18 protein-coding genes are annotated in these 18,010 nt (G+C 65.8%); 15 read left to right on the top strand and 3 right to left on the bottom strand.

Features of this window, described 5'->3' with window-relative positions; genetic code table 11:
- The first annotated feature begins 96 nt into the window (after positions 1-96).
- The 4 genes from G6N38_RS21910 (at position 97) to G6N38_RS21925 (ending at position 3,964) form a co-directional block, all read left to right on the top strand.
- Positions 97-1,152, top strand: coding sequence for an LLM class F420-dependent oxidoreductase (locus tag G6N38_RS21910; protein WP_246227370.1), 1,056 nt, complete (start codon positions 97-99; stop codon positions 1,150-1,152).
- A 102-nt stretch (positions 1,153-1,254) separates the two neighbouring features.
- The gene (locus G6N38_RS21915) at positions 1,255-2,001 is read left to right on the top strand and encodes a DUF4386 family protein (protein WP_163750107.1); all 747 of its coding nucleotides are present in this window, start codon (positions 1,255-1,257) and stop codon (positions 1,999-2,001) included.
- 112 nt (positions 2,002-2,113) lie between these two features.
- The gene (locus G6N38_RS21920; RefSeq protein WP_163750108.1) at positions 2,114-2,962 is read left to right on the top strand and encodes a siderophore-interacting protein; all 849 of its coding nucleotides are present in this window, start codon (positions 2,114-2,116) and stop codon (positions 2,960-2,962) included.
- Between the two features lie 45 nt (positions 2,963-3,007).
- Positions 3,008-3,964: a tyrosine recombinase XerC gene (locus tag G6N38_RS21925; RefSeq protein ID WP_163750109.1), complete on the top strand. Its 957-nt coding sequence runs from the start codon at positions 3,008-3,010 to the stop codon at positions 3,962-3,964.
- A gap of 4 nt (positions 3,965-3,968) precedes the next feature.
- Here G6N38_RS21925 and G6N38_RS21930 read toward each other — a convergent pair whose 3' ends face one another.
- The gene (locus G6N38_RS21930) at positions 3,969-5,399 is read right to left on the bottom strand and encodes a protein adenylyltransferase SelO (protein WP_163750110.1); all 1,431 of its coding nucleotides are present in this window, start codon (positions 5,397-5,399) and stop codon (positions 3,969-3,971) included.
- A 30-nt stretch (positions 5,400-5,429) separates the two neighbouring features.
- Entirely contained in the window at positions 5,430-5,927 is a 498-nt protein-coding gene (locus G6N38_RS21935) for a peptidoglycan DD-metalloendopeptidase family protein (protein WP_163750111.1), read from the bottom strand.
- 294 nt (positions 5,928-6,221) lie between these two features.
- Here G6N38_RS21935 and rpsB point away from each other — a divergent pair, with 294 nt between their 5' ends.
- The 10 genes from rpsB to G6N38_RS21985 all read left to right on the top strand — a co-directional run bounded on the left by rpsB (position 6,222) and on the right by G6N38_RS21985 (position 16,790).
- On the top strand, positions 6,222-7,064 hold the full coding sequence (rpsB, locus tag G6N38_RS21940) for a 30S ribosomal protein S2 (RefSeq protein WP_163750112.1): 843 nt from the start codon (positions 6,222-6,224) through the stop codon (positions 7,062-7,064).
- A gap of 17 nt (positions 7,065-7,081) precedes the next feature.
- Positions 7,082-7,897 (top strand): translation elongation factor Ts, encoded by an 816-nt coding sequence (tsf, locus tag G6N38_RS21945; protein ID WP_163750113.1) that lies wholly within the window; start codon positions 7,082-7,084, stop codon positions 7,895-7,897.
- A 217-nt stretch (positions 7,898-8,114) separates the two neighbouring features.
- On the top strand, positions 8,115-8,345 hold the full coding sequence (locus tag G6N38_RS21950) for a hypothetical protein (protein ID WP_163750114.1): 231 nt from the start codon (positions 8,115-8,117) through the stop codon (positions 8,343-8,345).
- 38 nt (positions 8,346-8,383) lie between these two features.
- Entirely contained in the window at positions 8,384-9,241 is an 858-nt protein-coding gene (locus G6N38_RS21955; RefSeq protein ID WP_163750115.1) for an LLM class F420-dependent oxidoreductase, read from the top strand.
- A 42-nt stretch (positions 9,242-9,283) separates the two neighbouring features.
- Positions 9,284-10,681, top strand: coding sequence for an amidase (locus tag G6N38_RS21960; protein ID WP_163750116.1), 1,398 nt, complete (start codon positions 9,284-9,286; stop codon positions 10,679-10,681).
- 87 nt (positions 10,682-10,768) lie between these two features.
- Positions 10,769-11,947 (top strand): ABC transporter permease, encoded by a 1,179-nt coding sequence (locus G6N38_RS21965; protein WP_163752243.1) that lies wholly within the window; start codon positions 10,769-10,771, stop codon positions 11,945-11,947.
- Positions 11,947-12,513 (top strand): ABC transporter permease, encoded by a 567-nt coding sequence (locus G6N38_RS21970; protein ID WP_163750117.1) that lies wholly within the window; start codon positions 11,947-11,949, stop codon positions 12,511-12,513. The genes G6N38_RS21965 and G6N38_RS21970 overlap by 1 nt, the downstream gene beginning before the upstream one ends.
- 2 nt (positions 12,514-12,515) lie before the next feature.
- On the top strand, positions 12,516-13,238 hold the full coding sequence (locus tag G6N38_RS21975) for an ABC transporter ATP-binding protein (protein ID WP_163750118.1): 723 nt from the start codon (positions 12,516-12,518) through the stop codon (positions 13,236-13,238).
- A gap of 45 nt (positions 13,239-13,283) precedes the next feature.
- Complete coding sequence (locus G6N38_RS21980; protein WP_163750119.1) at positions 13,284-14,804, top strand: APC family permease; 1,521 nt, start codon at positions 13,284-13,286, stop codon at positions 14,802-14,804.
- A 6-nt stretch (positions 14,805-14,810) separates the two neighbouring features.
- A complete protein-coding gene (locus G6N38_RS21985) occupies positions 14,811-16,790 on the top strand; it encodes a primary-amine oxidase (RefSeq protein WP_163750120.1) in 1,980 nt (659 codons plus the stop codon).
- Between the two features lie 60 nt (positions 16,791-16,850).
- On the opposite strand, the gene G6N38_RS21990 is transcribed toward G6N38_RS21985, so the two are convergent.
- Positions 16,851-17,267 (bottom strand): MarR family winged helix-turn-helix transcriptional regulator, encoded by a 417-nt coding sequence (locus G6N38_RS21990; protein ID WP_163750121.1) that lies wholly within the window; start codon positions 17,265-17,267, stop codon positions 16,851-16,853.
- A gap of 46 nt (positions 17,268-17,313) precedes the next feature.
- On the opposite strand from G6N38_RS21990, the gene G6N38_RS21995 reads away from it, so the two are divergent.
- Positions 17,314-17,994: a class I SAM-dependent methyltransferase gene (locus G6N38_RS21995; RefSeq protein WP_163750122.1), complete on the top strand. Its 681-nt coding sequence runs from the start codon at positions 17,314-17,316 to the stop codon at positions 17,992-17,994.
- Positions 17,995-18,010 lie beyond the last annotated feature (16 nt).

The raw sequence follows: 18,010 nt of genomic DNA on the forward strand, positions 1-18,010 counted from the left end.
TCGACTGAATATAATTTACTATGGATTAGAATATGTCCACGGTAGCGGTGTCACCTGGGTGCTGCGCCGGCTCGTTTCGATCGTGGGGTTGAACTTGTGAAACTCGGTATGCCGTTGCCCTACTGCGGCAACGATTTCGCCTCTGCGGTTGACCGGTTGGCGGACTTCGAGGGAGCCGGCCTGGACCGGGTCATGGTCGCCGAAGCGTACAGCGTTGATGCCGTCAGCCAGATGGGCTATGTGGCGGCGAAGACCCGGCGCGTCGAGCTCGCATTCGGTGTCTTGCCGATGTTCTCGCGCACGCCGACAAATCTCGCGATGACTGCCGCGGGGATCGACTACGTCAGCGGTGGGCGCTGCGTGCTGGGTATCGGTGCGTCGGGTCCGCAGGTCATTGAAGGTTTTCATGGCGTCAAGTACGACGCCCCGGTCGAACGCGCTCGCGAACACGTGGACATCTGTCGCCGGATCTGGCGCCGTGAGCCAACTCAGTACCAGGGCAAGCACTACACGTTGCCGCTGGGTGCCGATGGCGGTGGATCCGGACTGGGCAAGCCGCTGCGAATCATCGGTCAACCGGTACGGGAACGCATTCCCATGGGACTTGCGGCGATCGGGCCGAAGAACGTCGAGCTGGCCGCCGAGATCTTCGACGAGTGGCAGCCCATTCTGTTCCACCCCGAACGCGCGGAACGCGCCTTTGGGGAGGCCGTGCGAGCGGGCAAGAGCCGTCGGGAAAGCGAACTGGGCGACCTTGGGATCAGTGTCCAGTGTCGGTTGTTGATCACCAACGATGCCGCCGGCGCGGCGGCAGCTCTGGGCGCTGTTCGCGATTACGTGGCGTTGTACGTCGGCGGGATGGGTGCTGCCGGCAAGAACTACTACAACACGCTGTTCGCGCGGTACGGCTATGAGACGGAAGCTGCCGAGATTCAGCAGCTGTACCTGGGCGGGATGAAATCGGCTGCGGCCCAGGCTGTTCCGGAGGAGTTCGCGCGATCAATTTCGCTGATCGGCAGCCGGTCGGAAGTTCGTGACCGGGTCGATGCCATGAAGGCGGCCGGAGTCACCTGTGTCTTGGCCGATCCGGTTGCGTCTTCGCCGGCGCAACGACTCGCCGATATGGCTGCCCTCAAGAGTCTCATCGCCTGACGGGCAGGCGGATTTCTGCGATCGGCAAATATTTTATCTGAAATTCAATAAAGTTCTTCAGTCGGGATCTGCGTAGTCCCGGTCCCCGGTGAAGGAGGAACTGTGACAGCCACCCTGCGTCCCACGGTTGACGGCGGCGAACCGCGCACCGAGCGTGCCGACTATCGACTACTGCGGGTAGCACTGTGGTCGGTGTGCGTATACGTCGGATTGGGGCTGCTCGGATTCGCGGTGTTCGCCGGCTTCTGGCCCCCGCCGGGCGAGGACCTCGATGCCGCAGGCATCGCCGCGTACTTCCGCGCGCACGAGACGTCGATCCGAATCGGAATGGTGCTCATGGTCGTCGGCGCTCCGTGTTACTACACGTGGAGCATCGCGCTGTCCAAGATCATCAGCCGCATGGAGGGGCCCATGGGCCCGCTGTCCATGACCGAGTTGATCGGCGGCCTGATGACCGGCGTGGTCACGGCCGTGCCTGCCGTCGTCTGGCAGACAGCGGCGTTCCGGTCTGAAAGCCGATCGGCGGAGACCATTCAGACGTTGTACGACTTCGGCTGGCTGTTTTTCGACCTGACTTTCATATTCTCCTTCCTGCAGAGCGTTGCGCTTGGCACTGCGATCCTGATGGATCGCAGATCGCAACCGCTCTTCCCGCGGTGGGTCGGCTACGTCTGCTTCCTGACCGCGGCTGTCTACGTCCCGCTCAGCCTCGTTCCGTTCGCGCGCACCGGCCCCTTCGCGTGGCACGGCCTGCTGAACTTCTGGGCGGTGTTCGTCATGTTCTTCGTGCTCATTGCGGTGCTCACGCCTTATGCGTTTCGGGCGCTCCGCCGTCTCGAATCGGAGTGAGCACGACATCGCCGATCGTGCGTCGAGCGCCCACCCGGACGTAACCGACCAGGGCAGCCGGGTGGAACGTATAGTCGGGATGGTTGGCTAACAGTTCTCGTCGGGAGGCGATGTGGCGGGTCGACCACTGCACACTTTTCAGGTCGTCAGCACCGAGCAACTCGCGCCGCACATGGTGCGCGTGGTCTTGGGCGGCACCGGCTTCGACACGTTCAAGCCGGGTGAGTTCACCGATTGCTACGTCAAATTCGTCTTCCTACGCGACGACGTCGACGTGGCGAGGCTCACGACGCCGCTGACCCTGGACAGCTTCAAGAAGCTGCCACCCGAGCAGCAGCCCACCGTACGCACCTACACCGTGCGCCGGGCCGATCCCGAGGCTCGGCAGATCACCGTCGATTTCGTCGTGCACGGCGAGCATGGTGTCGCCGGACCATGGGCGGCAGCGGCCAAGCCGGGCGACACGATTCACCTGATGGGCCCCGGCGGGGCATATTCGCCCGATCCGAGTGCCGACTGGCACCTGTTCGCAGGTGACGAAGCCGGTCTGCCTGCGATCAGTGCGGCGCTGGAAGCCTTGCCCGCCAATGCTATTGGTAAGGCCTTTATTGAGGTCGCCGGACCGGAAGACGAGATCGAGCTGGCCGCACCGGAATCGGTGGAAATCTCCTGGATCTACCGCGGTGGGCGCGCCGATCTGGTCGGCGACGAGCGGGCCGGTGACAACGCACCGCTGGTCGAGGCGGTCACCACCGCCCCCTGGCTGCCCGGCCAAGCCCAGGTCTTCATCCACGGGGAAGCCCAAGCCGTCATGCACAACCTGCGGCCTTACATTCGCAAGGAGCGTGGCGTCGATGCCAAATGGGCGTCCATCTCGGGCTATTGGCGGCGTGGCCGCACCGAGGAGACGTTCCGGCAGTGGAAGAAGGAACTGGCCGAGGTCGAAGCCGGCCGGGACTAACTTCGACAACGGAATAGTCACGACGGCCGAACACGCCGTGCCTACATGCGTCGTACGTGCGTGCTGAGATGCAACCGTAGGGGAGTGGACCCCGGCGACTATGCGGCGATCCTCGACGACTACGCCGAGCATCTCGAGCTGGAGCGTGCTCGCTCCGAGCACACCCGCCGCGCCTATCTCACCGACCTGCGGTCGCTGTTCGCCTTCGTCGACGAACGCGCCCCCGGCGCCGGGATTGCCGGCCTGAGCCTGCCGATTCTGCGGTCCTGGCTGGCAGCGCAATCCGCCGGCGGCGCGGCCCGCACGACGCTGGCTCGCCGCACCTCGGCGGTCAAGACCTTCACCGCCTGGGCCACCCGCCGCGGTCTACTGGCCGACGACCCTGCGGTCCGCCTACAGCTGCCCAAGGCCCGCCGCACACTGCCCGCGGTGCTCCGCCAGGACCAGGCACTGGCCGCGATGGCCGCCGCTGATCTCGGCGCCGAACAGGGCGACCCGCTGGCGCTGCGCGATCGGCTGATCGTCGAATTGCTCTACGCCACCGGGATCCGTGTCAGCGAACTGTGCGGGCTGGACATCGATGACGTCGACACCGGCCGGCGGCTGCTGCGCGTGCTGGGTAAGGGCAACAAACAGCGCACCGTCCCGTTCGGAGCGCCGGCGCTGGCCGCGCTGACGGCGTGGCTGACCGAGGGCAGGCCCGAACTGGTGAAAGACGACTCCGGCCCGGCGCTTCTGCTGGGCCCCAGAGGGCGGCGGCTGGACCCGCGTCAGGCCCGCACCGTCGTGCACCAGACCATGTCCGCGGTCGACGGGGCCCCCGACATGGGTCCGCACGGTCTGCGGCACAGCGCCGCGACGCATCTGCTGGAGGGTGGGGCTGACCTGCGCATCGTCCAGGAAATCCTGGGCCATTCCTCGCTCGCCACTACGCAGCTCTACACCCACGTGACCGTCGCGCGCCTGCGCGCCGTCCACGATCAGGCCCATCCGCGCGCCTGAAAACTCAGGTGCCGCAGAAGGTTTGGAAGCAGCGGCCGAAGTCGTCAGGAGCGGGATCGGCGTAGCGCTCGAGCCCCGGCCGATCGTCGTACGGCGAACCGATGGCGGTGAGTAGCCGGTCGAACGGCGCCAAGTCGCCTGCCGCGGCGGCGCTGAGCGCCTCCTCGACCAGGTGATTGCGCGGAATGTAGACGGGGTTGACCCGCTGCATCGCGCCGGTGTCCGGATCAAGGTCGCGCCACCGGGTGGCCCACGCGTCGAACGCCGGCTCGACCACACCGCGCGCGAGCCGGCGGAAGAAGGACGTGTAGTCGACGCGCTCATTTTCGAGCAGCTCCAACAGCTCGTCGACGAGCTGCTGGGCAGCCGCGTCCTCGACCCCGTCACCGAGCCCGAGTTTCTTGCCCATGCCTGCCGACCACGCCGCCGCGTACAGCTCGGCGAAGTTCTGCAACGACGCCGTGGCCAGCGCGACCGCGTGCTCTTGGTCGTCGGCGATCAGCGGGAGCAGTGCTTCGGCAAAGCGAGTGAGATTCCATACGGCGATCGCCGGCTGGTTGCCGTAGGCGTAACGGCCCCATGAGTCGATCGAGCTGAACACCGTCTTCGGGTCGAAGGCGTCCATGAACGCGCACGGGCCGTAGTCGATGGTCTCAGCCGAGATCGTCATGTTGTCGGTGTTCATCACGCCATGAACGAAACCGACCAGCATCCAGCGCGCAATGAGTTCGGCCTGAGCGGCGATCACCGAATCGAGCAACGCAAGATACGGATTGTCCGCCCGTGCGGCGGTGGGGTAGTGCCTGCTGATCGCGTGCTCGGCGAGCCGCCGCAGCACGGCGAGATCGCCTGCCGCTGCGACGTATTGGAAGGTGCCGACGCGCAGATGACTGGCCGCGACACGGGCCAGGACAGCGCCGTCCAGGGTGGTCTCGCGATAGACCGCGCGCCCCGTGGCGACAACGGACAGCGCGCGGGTGGTCGGAATGCCGAGTGCGTGCATCGCTTCGCTGACGAGGTATTCGCGCAGCATCGGGCCGACCGCCGCCAAGCCGTCCCCGCCGCGGGCAAACGGGGTGCGCCCCGATCCCTTCAGGTGCAGATCGCGTAACCGCTGCTTGGTGTCCACGAGCTCACCGAGCAGCAGAGCGCGACCGTCGCCGAGACGGGGCACCCAGCCACCGAACTGGTGGCCGGCATACCCCTGCGCAACCGGTTGAGCGTCCGCGGGTAATCGGGTCCCGACAAGGAGACCGATTCCGTCGGGACTTCGCAGCCAGGAGGGATCAAGCCCCAGTTCGACCGCTAGCGACTCATTGAGCACGAGCAGTCGGGGATCAGGAGCGGACTCGGCCTGCCAAGGCAGCGCGACTTCGGGCAGCGCGGTGGCAAATCGGCGGCCGAGGATGACGGTCGTGTCGGGAGCAATGCTCATCGATATTGAGCCTACGGACGATCCACGCGCCTAGCCGGAGCCCGCCAGTGGTTTGAGCCGGATCGGCGTGCTGGCCAGCAGCCCCAGCGGGTCGACGTAGTCGGCCCGCGATGCCGGACCCCACATCGCGCCCCAGTGCAGGCAGGCCGTAGCCGGACACCCCGCGTGACCGGGCAGCAGCCGGCCCAGCGCGGTCGAGGAGTCCACCAGCTGCCCCACCTGCACGACAGCCTCGACCGGCTCGTAGCTGGTGCGCAGCCCGCCGGCATGGACCAGCGACACCACTGGCCGGCCAGCCAGTGCGCCGGCGAACACCACGGTCGCCGCTGCCGCCGCATACACCGGCTGCCCAGGTACCCCCGCGAGGTCCACTCCACGGTGTCCGCGCTGCCAGTCCGGTGACGGTGCGTCGAACGCCCTGGTCATGGCCGGCGGCGGACGCAGTGGCCAGACCAACCGCGCGGAATCGGCCCGGCTGACCCCGGCGCACAGCAGCGCAGCCGCAGCAAGCACCGCGATGATGCGCATCACCCCAGTTCAGCGGCCCAGGCTGCCAGGCGAAAGGCCCCGATAGCTGCACTGTGGACCAGCGAGCCGCTGTGGACAAAGCACCCGTTGCGGCGGTGTAAACTTTGATCCGCAACTCGCGCGAGCGGGTTGACTTCGCGCGCCTGTCCGCAAGTTTGCCAATGCAACTTGCACACGCATGCCGGTTGGTCCCGTCTGAGGAATACGACGACGGGTCGGTATGCCTCAGGCGCCAGGGCATGGCTTCACCCGAAGCCGGGCGACAACCGACAACATAACGAGGTATGGCCACTAATGGCTGTTGTAACCATGAAGCAGCTGCTTGACAGCGGCGCTCACTTCGGGCATCAGACCCGACGCTGGAACCCCAAGATGAAGCGGTTCATCTTCACCGACCGCAACGGCATCTACATCATCGATCTGCAGCAGACGCTGACCTACATCGACCAGGCGTACGAGTTCGTCAAAGAGACCGTCGCCCACGGCGGCAGCATCATGTTCGTCGGCACCAAGAAGCAGGCGCAGGAGTCCATCGCCGAAGAGGCGACCCGCGTCGGCATGCCGTACGTGAACCAGCGCTGGCTGGGCGGCATGCTCACCAACTTCTCCACCGTGCACAAGCGCCTGCAGCGCCTCAAGGAACTTGAGGGCATGGAGCAGACCGGTGGCTTCGAGGGTCGCACCAAGAAGGAAATCCTGATGCTGACCCGCGAGAAGAACAAGCTCGAGCGCAGCCTCGGCGGCATCCGGGACATGGCCAAGGTTCCGTCGGCCATCTGGGTCGTCGACACCAACAAGGAGCACCTTGCGGTCTCCGAGGCCATCAAGCTGGGCATCCCGGTCATCGCGATCCTGGACACCAACTGCGATCCCGATCAGGTGAACTACCCGATCCCGGGTAACGACGACGCGATCCGCTCGGCGGCCCTGCTGACCAAGGTGATCGCCTCCGCGGTGGCCGAGGGCCTGCAGGCTCGCTCGGGTGCTGGCGCCGACAAGGCCGGTGCTGATGCCGGGGCCGCAGCCGAACCGCTGGCCGAGTGGGAGCAGGAGCTGCTGGCCAGTGCAACCGCGACGGCCCCCAATGACGCCGGGCCGGCCGCTGAAACCGTTGCAACCACCACTGACGCTTCTTAAGTCATAGGAAGGGCCACATGGCTAACTACACCGCTGCCGACGTAAAGCGGCTTCGGGAGCTCACCGGTGCGGGCATGCTCGACTGCAAGAATGCCCTTGCCGACAGCGACGGCGATTTCGACAAGGCCGTCGAGGCGCTTCGCATCAAGGGCGCCAAGGACGTCGGCAAGCGCGCTGAGCGCGCCACCGCCGAGGGCCTGGTCGCCGCCAAGGGCGGTGCGCTGATCGAGATCAACTCCGAGACCGACTTCGTCGCCAAGAACGCCGAATTCCAACAGCTGGCCAACGACGTGGTGGACGCGGCTGCATCCGCCAAGGCCACCGATGTGGAGGCCCTCAAGGCCGCCAAGATCGGTGACAAGACGGTCGAGCAGGCCGTCGCGGAGCTGTCGGCCAAGATCGGCGAGAAGCTCGAACTGCGCCGTGCGGCGTACTTCGACGGCAATGTCGAGGCCTACCTGCACAAGCGGGCTGCCGATCTGCCGCCCGCCGTGGGTGTGCTGGTCGAGTACACGGGTGACAGCAAGGACGCGGCGCACGCCGTGGCCCTGCAGATCGCCGCGCTCAAGGCCAAGTACCTGACCCGCGAGGACGTTCCCGAGGACATCGTGGCCAATGAGCGCCACATTGCCGAGGAGACGGCCAAGGCCGAGGGCAAGCCCGAGCAGGCGCTGCCCAAGATCATCGAGGGCCGGGTCACCGGTTTCTACAAGGACGTCGTGCTGCTCGAGCAGCCGTCGGTGTCCGACAGCAAGAAGAGCGTCAAGGCGCTGCTCGAGGAGGCTGGCGTGACAGTGACCCGGTTCGCCCGGTTCGAGGTCGGCCAGGCCTGACAAACTTGGGCGGCGCACCTTGGCCGTCCACTGGAAAACCCCGCGTCATATCCGGCGATCCCGGAGACGCGGGGTTTTACCATCTTCGGATAAAGCCGAACGCAGCGGCATTTCGCATGTGACAGTCGTAGCCATGCCAATGAGATACCTTTTCGTTCCGGTCGCCAGCGCGGCACTACTCCTGGGAAGCGCCGCCGTCAGCTCTGCGGAGCCGTCGGTGAATCACTGTCCGCCGCAAGATCAATCGCAGGTCGATATCGTCAACGGTCCCATCAGCTGTGCGGACGCGTACGCCACCGCCGGCCAGTATCAGGCCGAAGGTGAGAAATACCAGCAGATCGGTCCCTTCACCTGTTACACGGGCAATGCGATGACGCTGCCCATCGTATTGAGCTGTGCATCCGGCGCCTCCGACTTTGCGGTGAACAACGCGATTCCTGCGCAGTGATCGGGAAGCATCCCCGCCGGGCCGCGGTTGGATGAGCCATGCGCATCGGAGTCACCTTCCCCCAAACTGAACTCGGCGGCGACGTGGGCGCGGTCCGCGCTTATGGTCAGCGGGTCGAGGAATTGGGGTTCACCCACATCCTGGCCTACGACCACGTGCTCGGCGCCGACCCGCAGGTGCACCATGGCTGGGCCGGCCCTTACGACGTCCACACCACCTTCCACGAACCGCTGGTGATGTTCGGCTACCTGGCGGCTGTCACGACGACGCTGGAATTGGTGACCGGCGTGATCATCCTGCCGCAGCGTCAGACCGCGCTGGTGGCCAAGCAGGCGGCCGAGGTGGACCTGCTCAGCGATGGACGGCTGCGGCTGGGAGTTGGGTTGGGCTGGAACGCCGTTGAGTACGAGGCGCTCGGCGAGAACTTCTCCAACCGCGGGCGCCGATCCGAGGAGCAGGTCGAGGTGATGCGCCGGCTCTGGACCGAGCCCAGCGTCACCCTCGACGGGCGCTATCACACGCTCACCGGCGCTGGCCTGGCGCCGCTGCCGATCCAGCGCCCGATCCCGGTGTGGTTCGGCGCGGCCTCGGAGCGGGCCTATGAACGTGCGGGCCGTCTGGCCGACGGCTGGTTCCCGATGGTGGCGCCCGGACAGGGCCTCGAGGAGGCACGCGCCGCGGTGGAGCGCGCTGCGGTGGCCGCCGGGCGCGATCCGGCCGAGCTGGGCATGGAGGGCCGGGTCGACTGGTCCCGAGGCCGGGTGGGCCGGGACTTGGGGGCCTGGGCGGCGGCCGGTGCCACCCACGTCTCGATCAACACGATGGGCGCCGGTTTGGGCGGGGTCGACGACCATCTGGCCGCGTTGGAAGCGGTGGCGGCCGACCTGCCCCGGTAAGCCGGGCCCGTTATTGAACACGTGCCTGCTAGCGTCGGCTGAATGCAACATGTGCACGCCTTCGGCGACGACGCGCTCGGTGACCGCGACGCGGTAGCACTGGTCGATGCCCTCCGTACCGGCACGGTGTCGCGACCCGAGCTGATCGAGGCCGCCATCGCCCGAACCGAGAAGGTCAATCCGATCCTCAACGGCCTGGCGCACGAGACCTTCGAGCGGGCGCTGGCCCGCGCTTACGCGGGAGGCCGCGGATATTTCGACGGGGTGCCGACGTTCATCAAGGACAACGTCGACGTCGAGGGCATGCCGACGATGCAGGGCACCGACGCGTGGCAGCCCCGCACGCAACCCGCCGACGGTGACTTCGCCAGCTTCTTCCTGTCCACCGGTCTGGTGCCGCTGGGCAAGACCCAGCTTTCGGAGTTCGGGTTCAGCGCTTCGGCCGAGCATCCCCGCCTGGGTGCGGTGCGCAATCCCTGGGACACCGACTTCACCGCGGGGGCGTCGTCGTCGGGGTCGGGCGCCTTCGTCGCCGCCGGCGTGGTGCCCATCGCCCACGCCAACGACGGCGGCGGTTCCATCCGGATCCCCGCGGCGTGCAACGGCCTCGTCGGCCTCAAGCCCTCTCGCGGCCGGTTGCCGCTGGACAAGATGACCCGGCAGATGCCGGTGCGCATCGTCAATGACGGGGTGCTGACCCGCTCCGTGCGCGACACCGCCGCGTTCTACCGGGAATCCGAGCGCATCTGGCGCAACCGTCGGCTGGAACCGATCGGCGCCGTCACCGGCCCGGGCACCGCCCGGCTGCGCATCGCGGTGGTCACGCAATCGGTGAATCGGCAAGCCGCTCCGAGCGTGCGCGACCTCACCTTGCAGACCGCGGAATTGCTTGCGGGCCTTGGCCATAGCGTCGAATACCTCGACCAGCCTCCGGTGCCGCGCTACTTCTTGGACGATTTCCTCTTGTACTGGGCGTTATTGGCGATGACGTTGGTGCGCACCGGGCGCAAGACGTTCGGCGAGAGCTTCGACAAGACCAAACTGGACAACCTCACCCTTGGCCTCGACCGGCACGCGAGCCGCAACCTGCACAGGTTGCCGATCGCCATCACGCGGCTGCGCCGGCTGCGGCGAGTCACCGAACGGCTCTATCAGACCTACGACGTATTGCTGATGCCCACGCTGGCCGACGAGACGCCCCGCATCGGGCACTTGGACCCCACTGCGGACTATCAGCAGATCATCGACCGGCTGATCGACTGGGTAGCGTTCACGCCGCTGCAGAACGTGACGGGGGAGCCGGCAATCTCGTTGCCGTTGGCCCAATCCGCGTCCGGTATGCCGGTGGGCATGATGCTGGCCGGGCCACTCGGCCACGAGCGCAGGCTGCTGGAGTTGGCCTACGAACTCGAGGCGGCCAAGCCGTGGCCGCGTCTGTAGCGCAGATACGTTGATTTAACCGCGCGCCCATTCCCTTAACCCGGCCGACATCAGCGGCTGCGGTCCGCGAAACAGGGCGACCCGAATATTGTCGGTGTGGAAACCCCTTCCTCCACAACAATTTCGCGGCCATCGACGCTCGCCACCTCATCCGGGAACAACACCTTTGTGTGTCTTCTCCGGTTCGCCTGGGCCAACATCCGCCGCAGGCCCGAGCGGTTCGTGCTGTCGGTCCTCGGCATCGCATTGGCCCTCACCTGTGTGACGGTGGTGCGCACCATTTCGTCGAGCTTCGCCATCACCGGCGCCGACTCGGTCACCGACGTGCTGGGCGGTGCCCAATTGTGGGCGGTTCCCGCCGCCGGGGTGCACTACGACAGCACCGTGCAGGCGCTCGTTGCCGACGGCCCGGCGCCGGCGATTGTCGTCCCGGAGGGCTGGCGTGCGATCAGGACGGTCTCCGGTATCACTGACATCAACGGGACGTCGCTGTCGTTGCGCGGTAGCGACGAAACCCAATACAGCCAAGCGGTTTTGGGATCGGAGCTGGCGCAGCGACTGGGCAAGCACGACGGCGACCGGATCGTCGTCGGCGGTCAGGATCTCGGGGTGACCGTCCGCGCCGGGGGCCAATCGATGACTGTGGCGACGCCGCTTGCCCAGGCCATCGTGGGCGACAACGGGTGGTGGACGATCTATGCGCCGGCCGGCCAGGAGAAAAGCCGCAGCCTCGGCAGTACCCTCGGCGGTGCGGTCGGTCTGCCCTCGACCTCGGACCCGTCCATCAAGCCGGACGCGGGTGGAGCCGGACTGATCTATGACACGGTGGGCGGTACCGGCCCACTGAACTTCGACCAGAAGTACTCGGCCCTGTTCTCCGGCAAGGTCACCAGCTCCACCCTCGGGATCATCTCGATCATCGGCCTGGTGCTGGGGTTCATCATCGCGGTGTCGTCCTTCCTGGCCGCGGTGCAGGAACGCCGGCGCGAATTCGGCATCATGTCCAGCATCGGCCTGGCCGACGAGGTCCTCTATTTCTTTCTGGTGGAGTCCGCCGTCGTCTTCGTGGCGGCCTACGTGCTGGGTGTGCTCACCGCGGGTATCGCGGTGTGGCTGGTGATTCCGGGCATCGCCACCCCGATCGCCTGGCTGCAGGCCGCCGGCATGGTCGCGGGCTTCCTCCCGGCGATGTCGATCGTCGGCGCGCTGATACCCGTGCACCGGCTGCTGCAGAACCGTCCGGTCGACCTGCTCGGAGGCCGCTGATGATCAAGTTCGGACTGTCCTACGGTTGGCTGGCCGCGCGGCGGCGGGTCGGCGAGATGGTGCTGCCGATCGTCACCACCGCGACGGGTGCGTTCCTCGTGGTCATCGTTTTCGGGATGTCGGCAGGCATCCAGGCTCAGTCGGCATCGCTGGGCCACGCCGCCGAAATCGGCCGTGCCGTCATCCTCATCGCGATCACTGTGCTGCTGGTCGGTGTCGTCGAGGTAGCCGTCGCGACTACCCGCACGATCGCTCACCGCACTCGCGAACTCGGGGTACTCGGGGCCACCGGTGTGCCGCGCGGTCCCGTAATCGCGGCGCTGTTGGTCGAACCCGCGGTCGCCGCGGTACTGGGCGCGCTGTTCGGCGTGCTGCTCGCCGTCATCGCCGCCATCGTGCTGGGCGCGGTGGGCCTGGTCCCCACCGGAGTGTCGCCGGCCGGCATCGGCTTCGGTGCGGCGATCGCCGTGGTGGTCAGCATCATCGCCGCCCTGGCGACCAGCGTCGTCCCCACCTGGAACGCGGCGTCGCGTCCCCCCATTCGCTCCCTGTCGACCGGAGGTTAGACATGACCGCAGTCGAAGACGCCACCCCGGATCTCGTGCCGGCGCCTGAGCCGTCTCCGGTGATCGAGATCAGCGATGTGTGGAAACTGCACAAGCTCGGCGATGAAGTGGTCAAGGCCCTCATCGCCGCCGAATTAACAGTGATGCCAGGCGAATTCGTATGTCTGATGGGCCCGAGCGGTAGTGGCAAGTCGACACTGCTGAACATCGTCGGCGGTCTGGACCGGCCGACCAAAGGCTCGGTGCTGATCGCCGGCCGCGACACCGCCAAGCTGACCGAAAGTCAGTTCGCGTCGCTTCGCCACGACACGATCGGGTTCATCTTCCAGAGCTACAACCTGATCCCGTTTCTGTCGGCGGTCGAAAACGTCGAGCTGCCACTCATGTTCGAGCCCTACGACCGCAAGTCGTTGCGCAAACGGGCGCTGGAACTGCTCGACCTCGTCGGCCTCAGCCACCGGGTGCACCACCAGCCCACCAAGATGTCCGGTGGTGAGCAGCAGCGCACTGCGATCGCGCGGTCGCTGATCAGCAGCCCGACGCTGGTGCTGGCCGACGAACCGACTGCGAATCTGGACCACCGCACGGGGGAGACGGTGGTGCGCATGCTGCGCGACCTGTGCTCGACGATGGGCGTCACCGTCGTCGCGAGTACCCATGATCCCACGGTGGCCGACGAAGCGAGCCGTGTTGTCCGGATGCGAGACGGACAGATCGTCAACTGATCCAAGCGGGAATCAACTGCCCCTACCAGGATTGGAAGTAACCGTATGACGCAAGAACTCGAGGCGCCAGCGTCGGCCCACCGCGACAAACTCCTGGCCACAGAGCTCGTCCCTGAGCAGGTGCTGCCGAAGGTGATGACGACCTTCGGCCTCACGGCCACCTACGTCTTCATCATCTGCTGGATCACCGGCTCGTCGATCATGGCGGCCGGTGGCTGGACCGCGATCCCGATGTGGATCCTGGGTATCCTCACCTTCCTGATTCCCGCCGGTATGGCGGTCGCTGAACTCGGCAACCTGTGGCCCGGTGAAGGTGGTGTGTACATCTGGGCCACTCGGACCATGGGTGAGACATGGGGATTCATCGGCGGATACCTGTCGTGGATCCCGGTGGTGCTCAACTCCGCGTCGTCGCCGGCAATCATCCTGCAGTTCCTGTTGCTGGCCTTCCACGCCGAGCTCGGCCTGACCCTGACGATCATCCTGCAGGTGGTGTTGCTGTGGGCCGTGGTTGGCTTGGCCCTGGCCAAACTGGCCGCCAATCAGCGAATTATGAACACCGTCTTCGTCGTGTACTGGGCGCTGACCGCCGTCATCTTCGTCTCGGGCGTCATCTACGCCATCCGCAACGGCTCGGCTCAGCCGTTCACCGCGCACGCCGCGCTGGTGCCCGACTTCGCCGGTGCCGGCTTCCTCTACGGCACCGTGCTGCTCTACCTGGTCGGTGTCGAGACGCCCTACAACATGGGTGCGGAGTTCCTGTCGGTGCGTAAGAGCGGGCCGAAGATGGTGGTGTGGGGCTCGATTGCGCTGATCCTCATCTACCTGCTGACCACGTTGGGCACGGTGATGGTGCTACCTGCCGACCAGGTCGATCCGGTCACCGGTGTGATCGGCATGCTCGGCACCGCCGCGCCCAAGGGTGTGATGGAAGTGTGCGCCGTCGTGCTGGCCGGGATCGTGTTCGTCGCCTTGATGAGCTACCAGGTCACCTACTCGCGGTTGATCTTCGTCTCCGGCCTGGAGCGTCACCTGCCGCGGATCTTCACCCACCTGAACCCGCGTACCCGCAACCCGGTCACCGCCGTACTGATCCAGGGTGTGCTCTCGTCGCTGCTCATCGTGGGCCTCTACTCGCAGAGCAGCATGGCCAACGTCACCGTGTTCCTGCAGGGCGGCCTGTCCATCGCGTGGCTGATCTCCGGGTTCTTCTTCCTGGTCCCGGTCATCATCGCGCGCAAGAAGTACGCCGATCGCTATGCGGCCGAGAAGTTCTGGCGGATCCCCGGCGGCATGGTCGGCGTCTGGATCACGATCATCATCGGCTCGCTGGGAACAATCGGCGGCGTCTACTACTCGTTCGCGAAGTCGTGGATCAAGGATGTGCCCGACAGCACCTGGATGCTGTGGACCGGCAGCATCGCGGCGGGCATGTTCGTCCTGGGCGTGGTCGTCTACATCTTCGGCCGCCGCTCGGCGCACAAGATGACCCAAGAGGACGCGCTGGCACACCTGGCCGTGCTTGATCTCAAGAAGTCCGAAATACCTAGCCCTGAGGCGGTTTAGCCCGATATGACCATGGACAGCACCGTGCTGAGCACGGCGATGACCGATGATCGTGCCTGTTATCCTCTCGATCCGCTGACCGGCGCGGAGATCGAGACAGCCGCGGCCGTCGTCAAGGACTCGGAATACGCCAGTCCGACACTGAAATTCGTGATGATCCAGCTCGCGGAGCCGGATAAGAATGCGGAGTTGACGTATCAGTCGATGCCCGACGTGCCGCGGCGGGCGTTCGTCACGATGTACGACGCGGCAGTCAAACTCGTCTACGAGTCGGTCGTCGACATCGGCGCCCGGGTGGTGGAGTCATGGACGGCGATCCCGGGCCGCTTCCCGTCGTATCTGGTCGAGCACATGACCGGGGTGGAGGAAGTGGTCCGCGCCGACCCGCGGTGGCAGGACGCGATGCTCAAGCGTGGCATCACCGATTTCGACCTGGCGATGATCGACCCATGGCCGGCCGGCTATTACGGCGCGCAGGACCACTACCAGAACTCACCGCTGATCTGCCGGCCGCTGACGTTCATGCGAGCGGCGGCGTCCGAGCACGGCTACGCACGCCCGGTCGAAGGGGTGATCGTCACGTTCGATCTCGACTCCATGAAAGTGCTCGAGGTCGAGGATCACGGCGTGGTGCCCCTGCCGCCGAAGGCGGGAAATTACTCCGCGCAGTTCATGTTCGATGAAGACAACCGGCCGGCGTTCACCCAGTTCCGTGATGACGTCAAGACCATCGACATCACCCAGCCGGACGGGCCGAGCTTCACCGTTGACGGGTGGCACGTGCAATGGCAGAAGTGGTCGTTGCGGCTCGGTTTCAATCCGCGCGAGGGCATCACGATCCATGAGGTGACCTACACCGACCGTGGCGAGACCCGTCCGATCCTGTACCGGGGTTCGCTCTCGGAAATGGTGGTGCCCTACGGCGACTCCTCGCCGACGCACTGGAACAAGAACGTGTTCGACATGGGTGAAGTGGGGATGGGGTTTTCGGCCAACCCGCTGACCCTGGGTTGCGACTGCCTCGGTGAGATCTTCTACTTCGACGGCACGGTCAACGATTCCGACGGCAATGCGGTGACGATCCCGAACGCCATCTGCATGCACGAGGAAGACTACGGAATCTCGTGGAAGCACACGGATTTCCGCACCGGCGAGGTGGAAGTCCGGCGCTCGCGGCGCCTCGTCGTCTCGATGATCTGCACGGTGGGCAACTACGAGTACGGCTTCTTCTGGTACTTCTACAACGACGCGTCGATCGAGGTCGAGGTCAAGCTCTCCGGCGTGCTCACCACGGGTGCCATCGAAGAGGGGGAGTCGCCCCGCTGGGGCAAACTGGTCGCACCCGGCATCTACGGGCCGAATCACCAGCACTTCTTCAACTTCCGTCTCGACATGAGCGTCGACGGTGCGGAAAACAGTGTCTACGAGGTGGATTCGATCCCGGAGCCCGATCCGGAGCGCAACCCACACAAGAACGCCTGGATCACCAAGGACACGTTGGTGGCCTCGGAAGTCGAAGGTGCCAGGGATTGGGATTGGAACACCGGCCGGTACTGGAAGGTGACCAACCCGTCGAAGATCAACGAACTCGGCAGCCCGGTTGCCTACAAGCTGGTGCCGCGCGAGATCGTTCCGGTGATGGTGCAGGAAGGTTCCCACATCTATGACCGGGCGAAGTTCGTCCAGCACAACCTGTGGGTGACGAAGTACGATCCGGCCGAGAAGTTCGCGGCGGGGGATTACATGTACCAGTCGCCGGACGCCCAGGGCCTGCCGGAATACCTGGCCGACGATGCGCCGTTGGAGAACACCGATGTGGTGCTCTGGTACACCCTCGGCGCTCACCACATCGTCCGGCCGGAGGATTGGCCGGTGATGCCGTGTGCGTATGCCGGATTCCATCTCAAGCCGATCGGGTTCTTCGACGGCAACCCGGCGCTGGATCTGCCGCCGTCACCGCCGAAGGGCTGTCACAGCCATCACTAGTATCAGCCGGCGACCGATGCGCCGCAGCGGAGCGAGGCGCTGAGGAGCGGCTAGTCAGCCTCAGCCGAGGGCGGCGAGAATTCCGCGGAATTCTCGCCGCTGTTCGGCGCTCAGGGCAGCCATCAACTGTTGTTCGGCGGCGCGCACCCCGACGTCGGTGCTGGCCAGTAATTCCACGCCGGCGCGGGTCAGCTTCGCCGGCAGTGAGCGGCCCGATTCCACGCTGGCCGGGCGAGTCGCCAGTCCGCGGTCTTCGAGGCTGCGCAGCACCATGTTCATCGCCTGCGGCGAGACGCCGGTGTCGCGGGCCAGGTCGGCATTGGAGCGGTCGGGGAACTTGGACAGGATCCGCATGCAGATGTACTGCGGGAACGACAGGCCCACCGGCTCCAGCGCGGTGGTGGTGACTTCGGCGCGCAGTGCCGAGGCCACCCGATGCAGCAGGTAGCCCAGTGGCTCGTCCTGGCCTCCACTCATGTCAATGATATTGACATATATCAACTGGATTGATATTCGTGGACGTATGACCACACCCGAAGATCTCTTTGATTCGGCCTATCGTCGCTCGGCTCCGGAGTTCGAGGGCTTCCGGCCGCCGTGGAGCATCGACGAGCCGCAGCCCGAAATCGCCACGCTCATCGAGGCGGGCAAGTTCCACGGCGACGTCCTCGACGCCGGCTGTGGGGAGGCGGCGGTCTCGCTGTACCTCGCCGAACGCGGCGTCACCACCGTCGGTCTGGACCTCTCGCCGACAGCGATCGAACTGGCCCGTGCCGAGGCCGCCAAGCGCGGGGTGACCAATGCCAGCTTCGAGGTCGCCGACATCAGCGACTTCGGCGGTTACGACGGCCGATTCGGCACCATCGTCGACTCGACTCTGTTTCATTCGATGCCGGTGGAGCTCCGCGATGGATATCAACGGTCGATCGTGCGGGCGGCCGCGCCGGGGGCGTCGTATTTCGTGCTGGTCTTCGATGCGGGAACCATGCCGGCCAACGGGCCCGCGCATCCGGTGACTGCCGAGGAGCTGCGTGCGGCGGTCGAACCGTACTGGGTGATCGACGAAATCCGTCCCGCACGCATCCATGCCAACGTCCCCGAGGAAATGGCGACGATGGTCGAGTTCGCCGGCGGCGATCTGCGTGACGAGGCGGGAGGCCGCAAGTCGATGCCGGCCTGGTTGTTGTCGGCACATCTCGGCTGACAATCAACGGGGCACG

It is taken from the genome of Mycolicibacterium helvum, from assembly GCF_010731895.1.
GTDB lineage: Bacteria > Actinomycetota > Actinomycetes > Mycobacteriales > Mycobacteriaceae > Mycobacterium > Mycobacterium helvum.

Coding starts and splice junctions, on each gene's coding strand:
- G6N38_RS21935 (WP_163750111.1), bottom strand. CDS start 5,927: ATGCGCATCATCGCGGTGCTTGCTGCGGCTGCGCTGCTGTGCGCCGGG.
- G6N38_RS21995 (WP_163750122.1), top strand. CDS start 17,314: ATGACCACACCCGAAGATCTCTTTGATTCGGCCTATCGTCGCTCGGCT.
- tsf (WP_163750113.1), top strand. CDS start 7,082: ATGGCTAACTACACCGCTGCCGACGTAAAGCGGCTTCGGGAGCTCACC.
- G6N38_RS21985 (WP_163750120.1), top strand. CDS start 14,811: ATGACCATGGACAGCACCGTGCTGAGCACGGCGATGACCGATGATCGT.
- G6N38_RS21975 (WP_163750118.1), top strand. CDS start 12,516: ATGACCGCAGTCGAAGACGCCACCCCGGATCTCGTGCCGGCGCCTGAG.
- rpsB (WP_163750112.1), top strand. CDS start 6,222: ATGGCTGTTGTAACCATGAAGCAGCTGCTTGACAGCGGCGCTCACTTC.
- G6N38_RS21960 (WP_163750116.1), top strand. CDS start 9,284: ATGCAACATGTGCACGCCTTCGGCGACGACGCGCTCGGTGACCGCGAC.
- G6N38_RS21930 (WP_163750110.1), bottom strand. CDS start 5,399: ATGAGCATTGCTCCCGACACGACCGTCATCCTCGGCCGCCGATTTGCC.
- G6N38_RS21990 (WP_163750121.1), bottom strand. CDS start 17,267: ATGAGTGGAGGCCAGGACGAGCCACTGGGCTACCTGCTGCATCGGGTG.
- G6N38_RS21925 (WP_163750109.1), top strand. CDS start 3,008: ATGCGTCGTACGTGCGTGCTGAGATGCAACCGTAGGGGAGTGGACCCC.
- G6N38_RS21955 (WP_163750115.1), top strand. CDS start 8,384: ATGCGCATCGGAGTCACCTTCCCCCAAACTGAACTCGGCGGCGACGTG.
- G6N38_RS21980 (WP_163750119.1), top strand. CDS start 13,284: ATGACGCAAGAACTCGAGGCGCCAGCGTCGGCCCACCGCGACAAACTC.
- G6N38_RS21970 (WP_163750117.1), top strand. CDS start 11,947: ATGATCAAGTTCGGACTGTCCTACGGTTGGCTGGCCGCGCGGCGGCGG.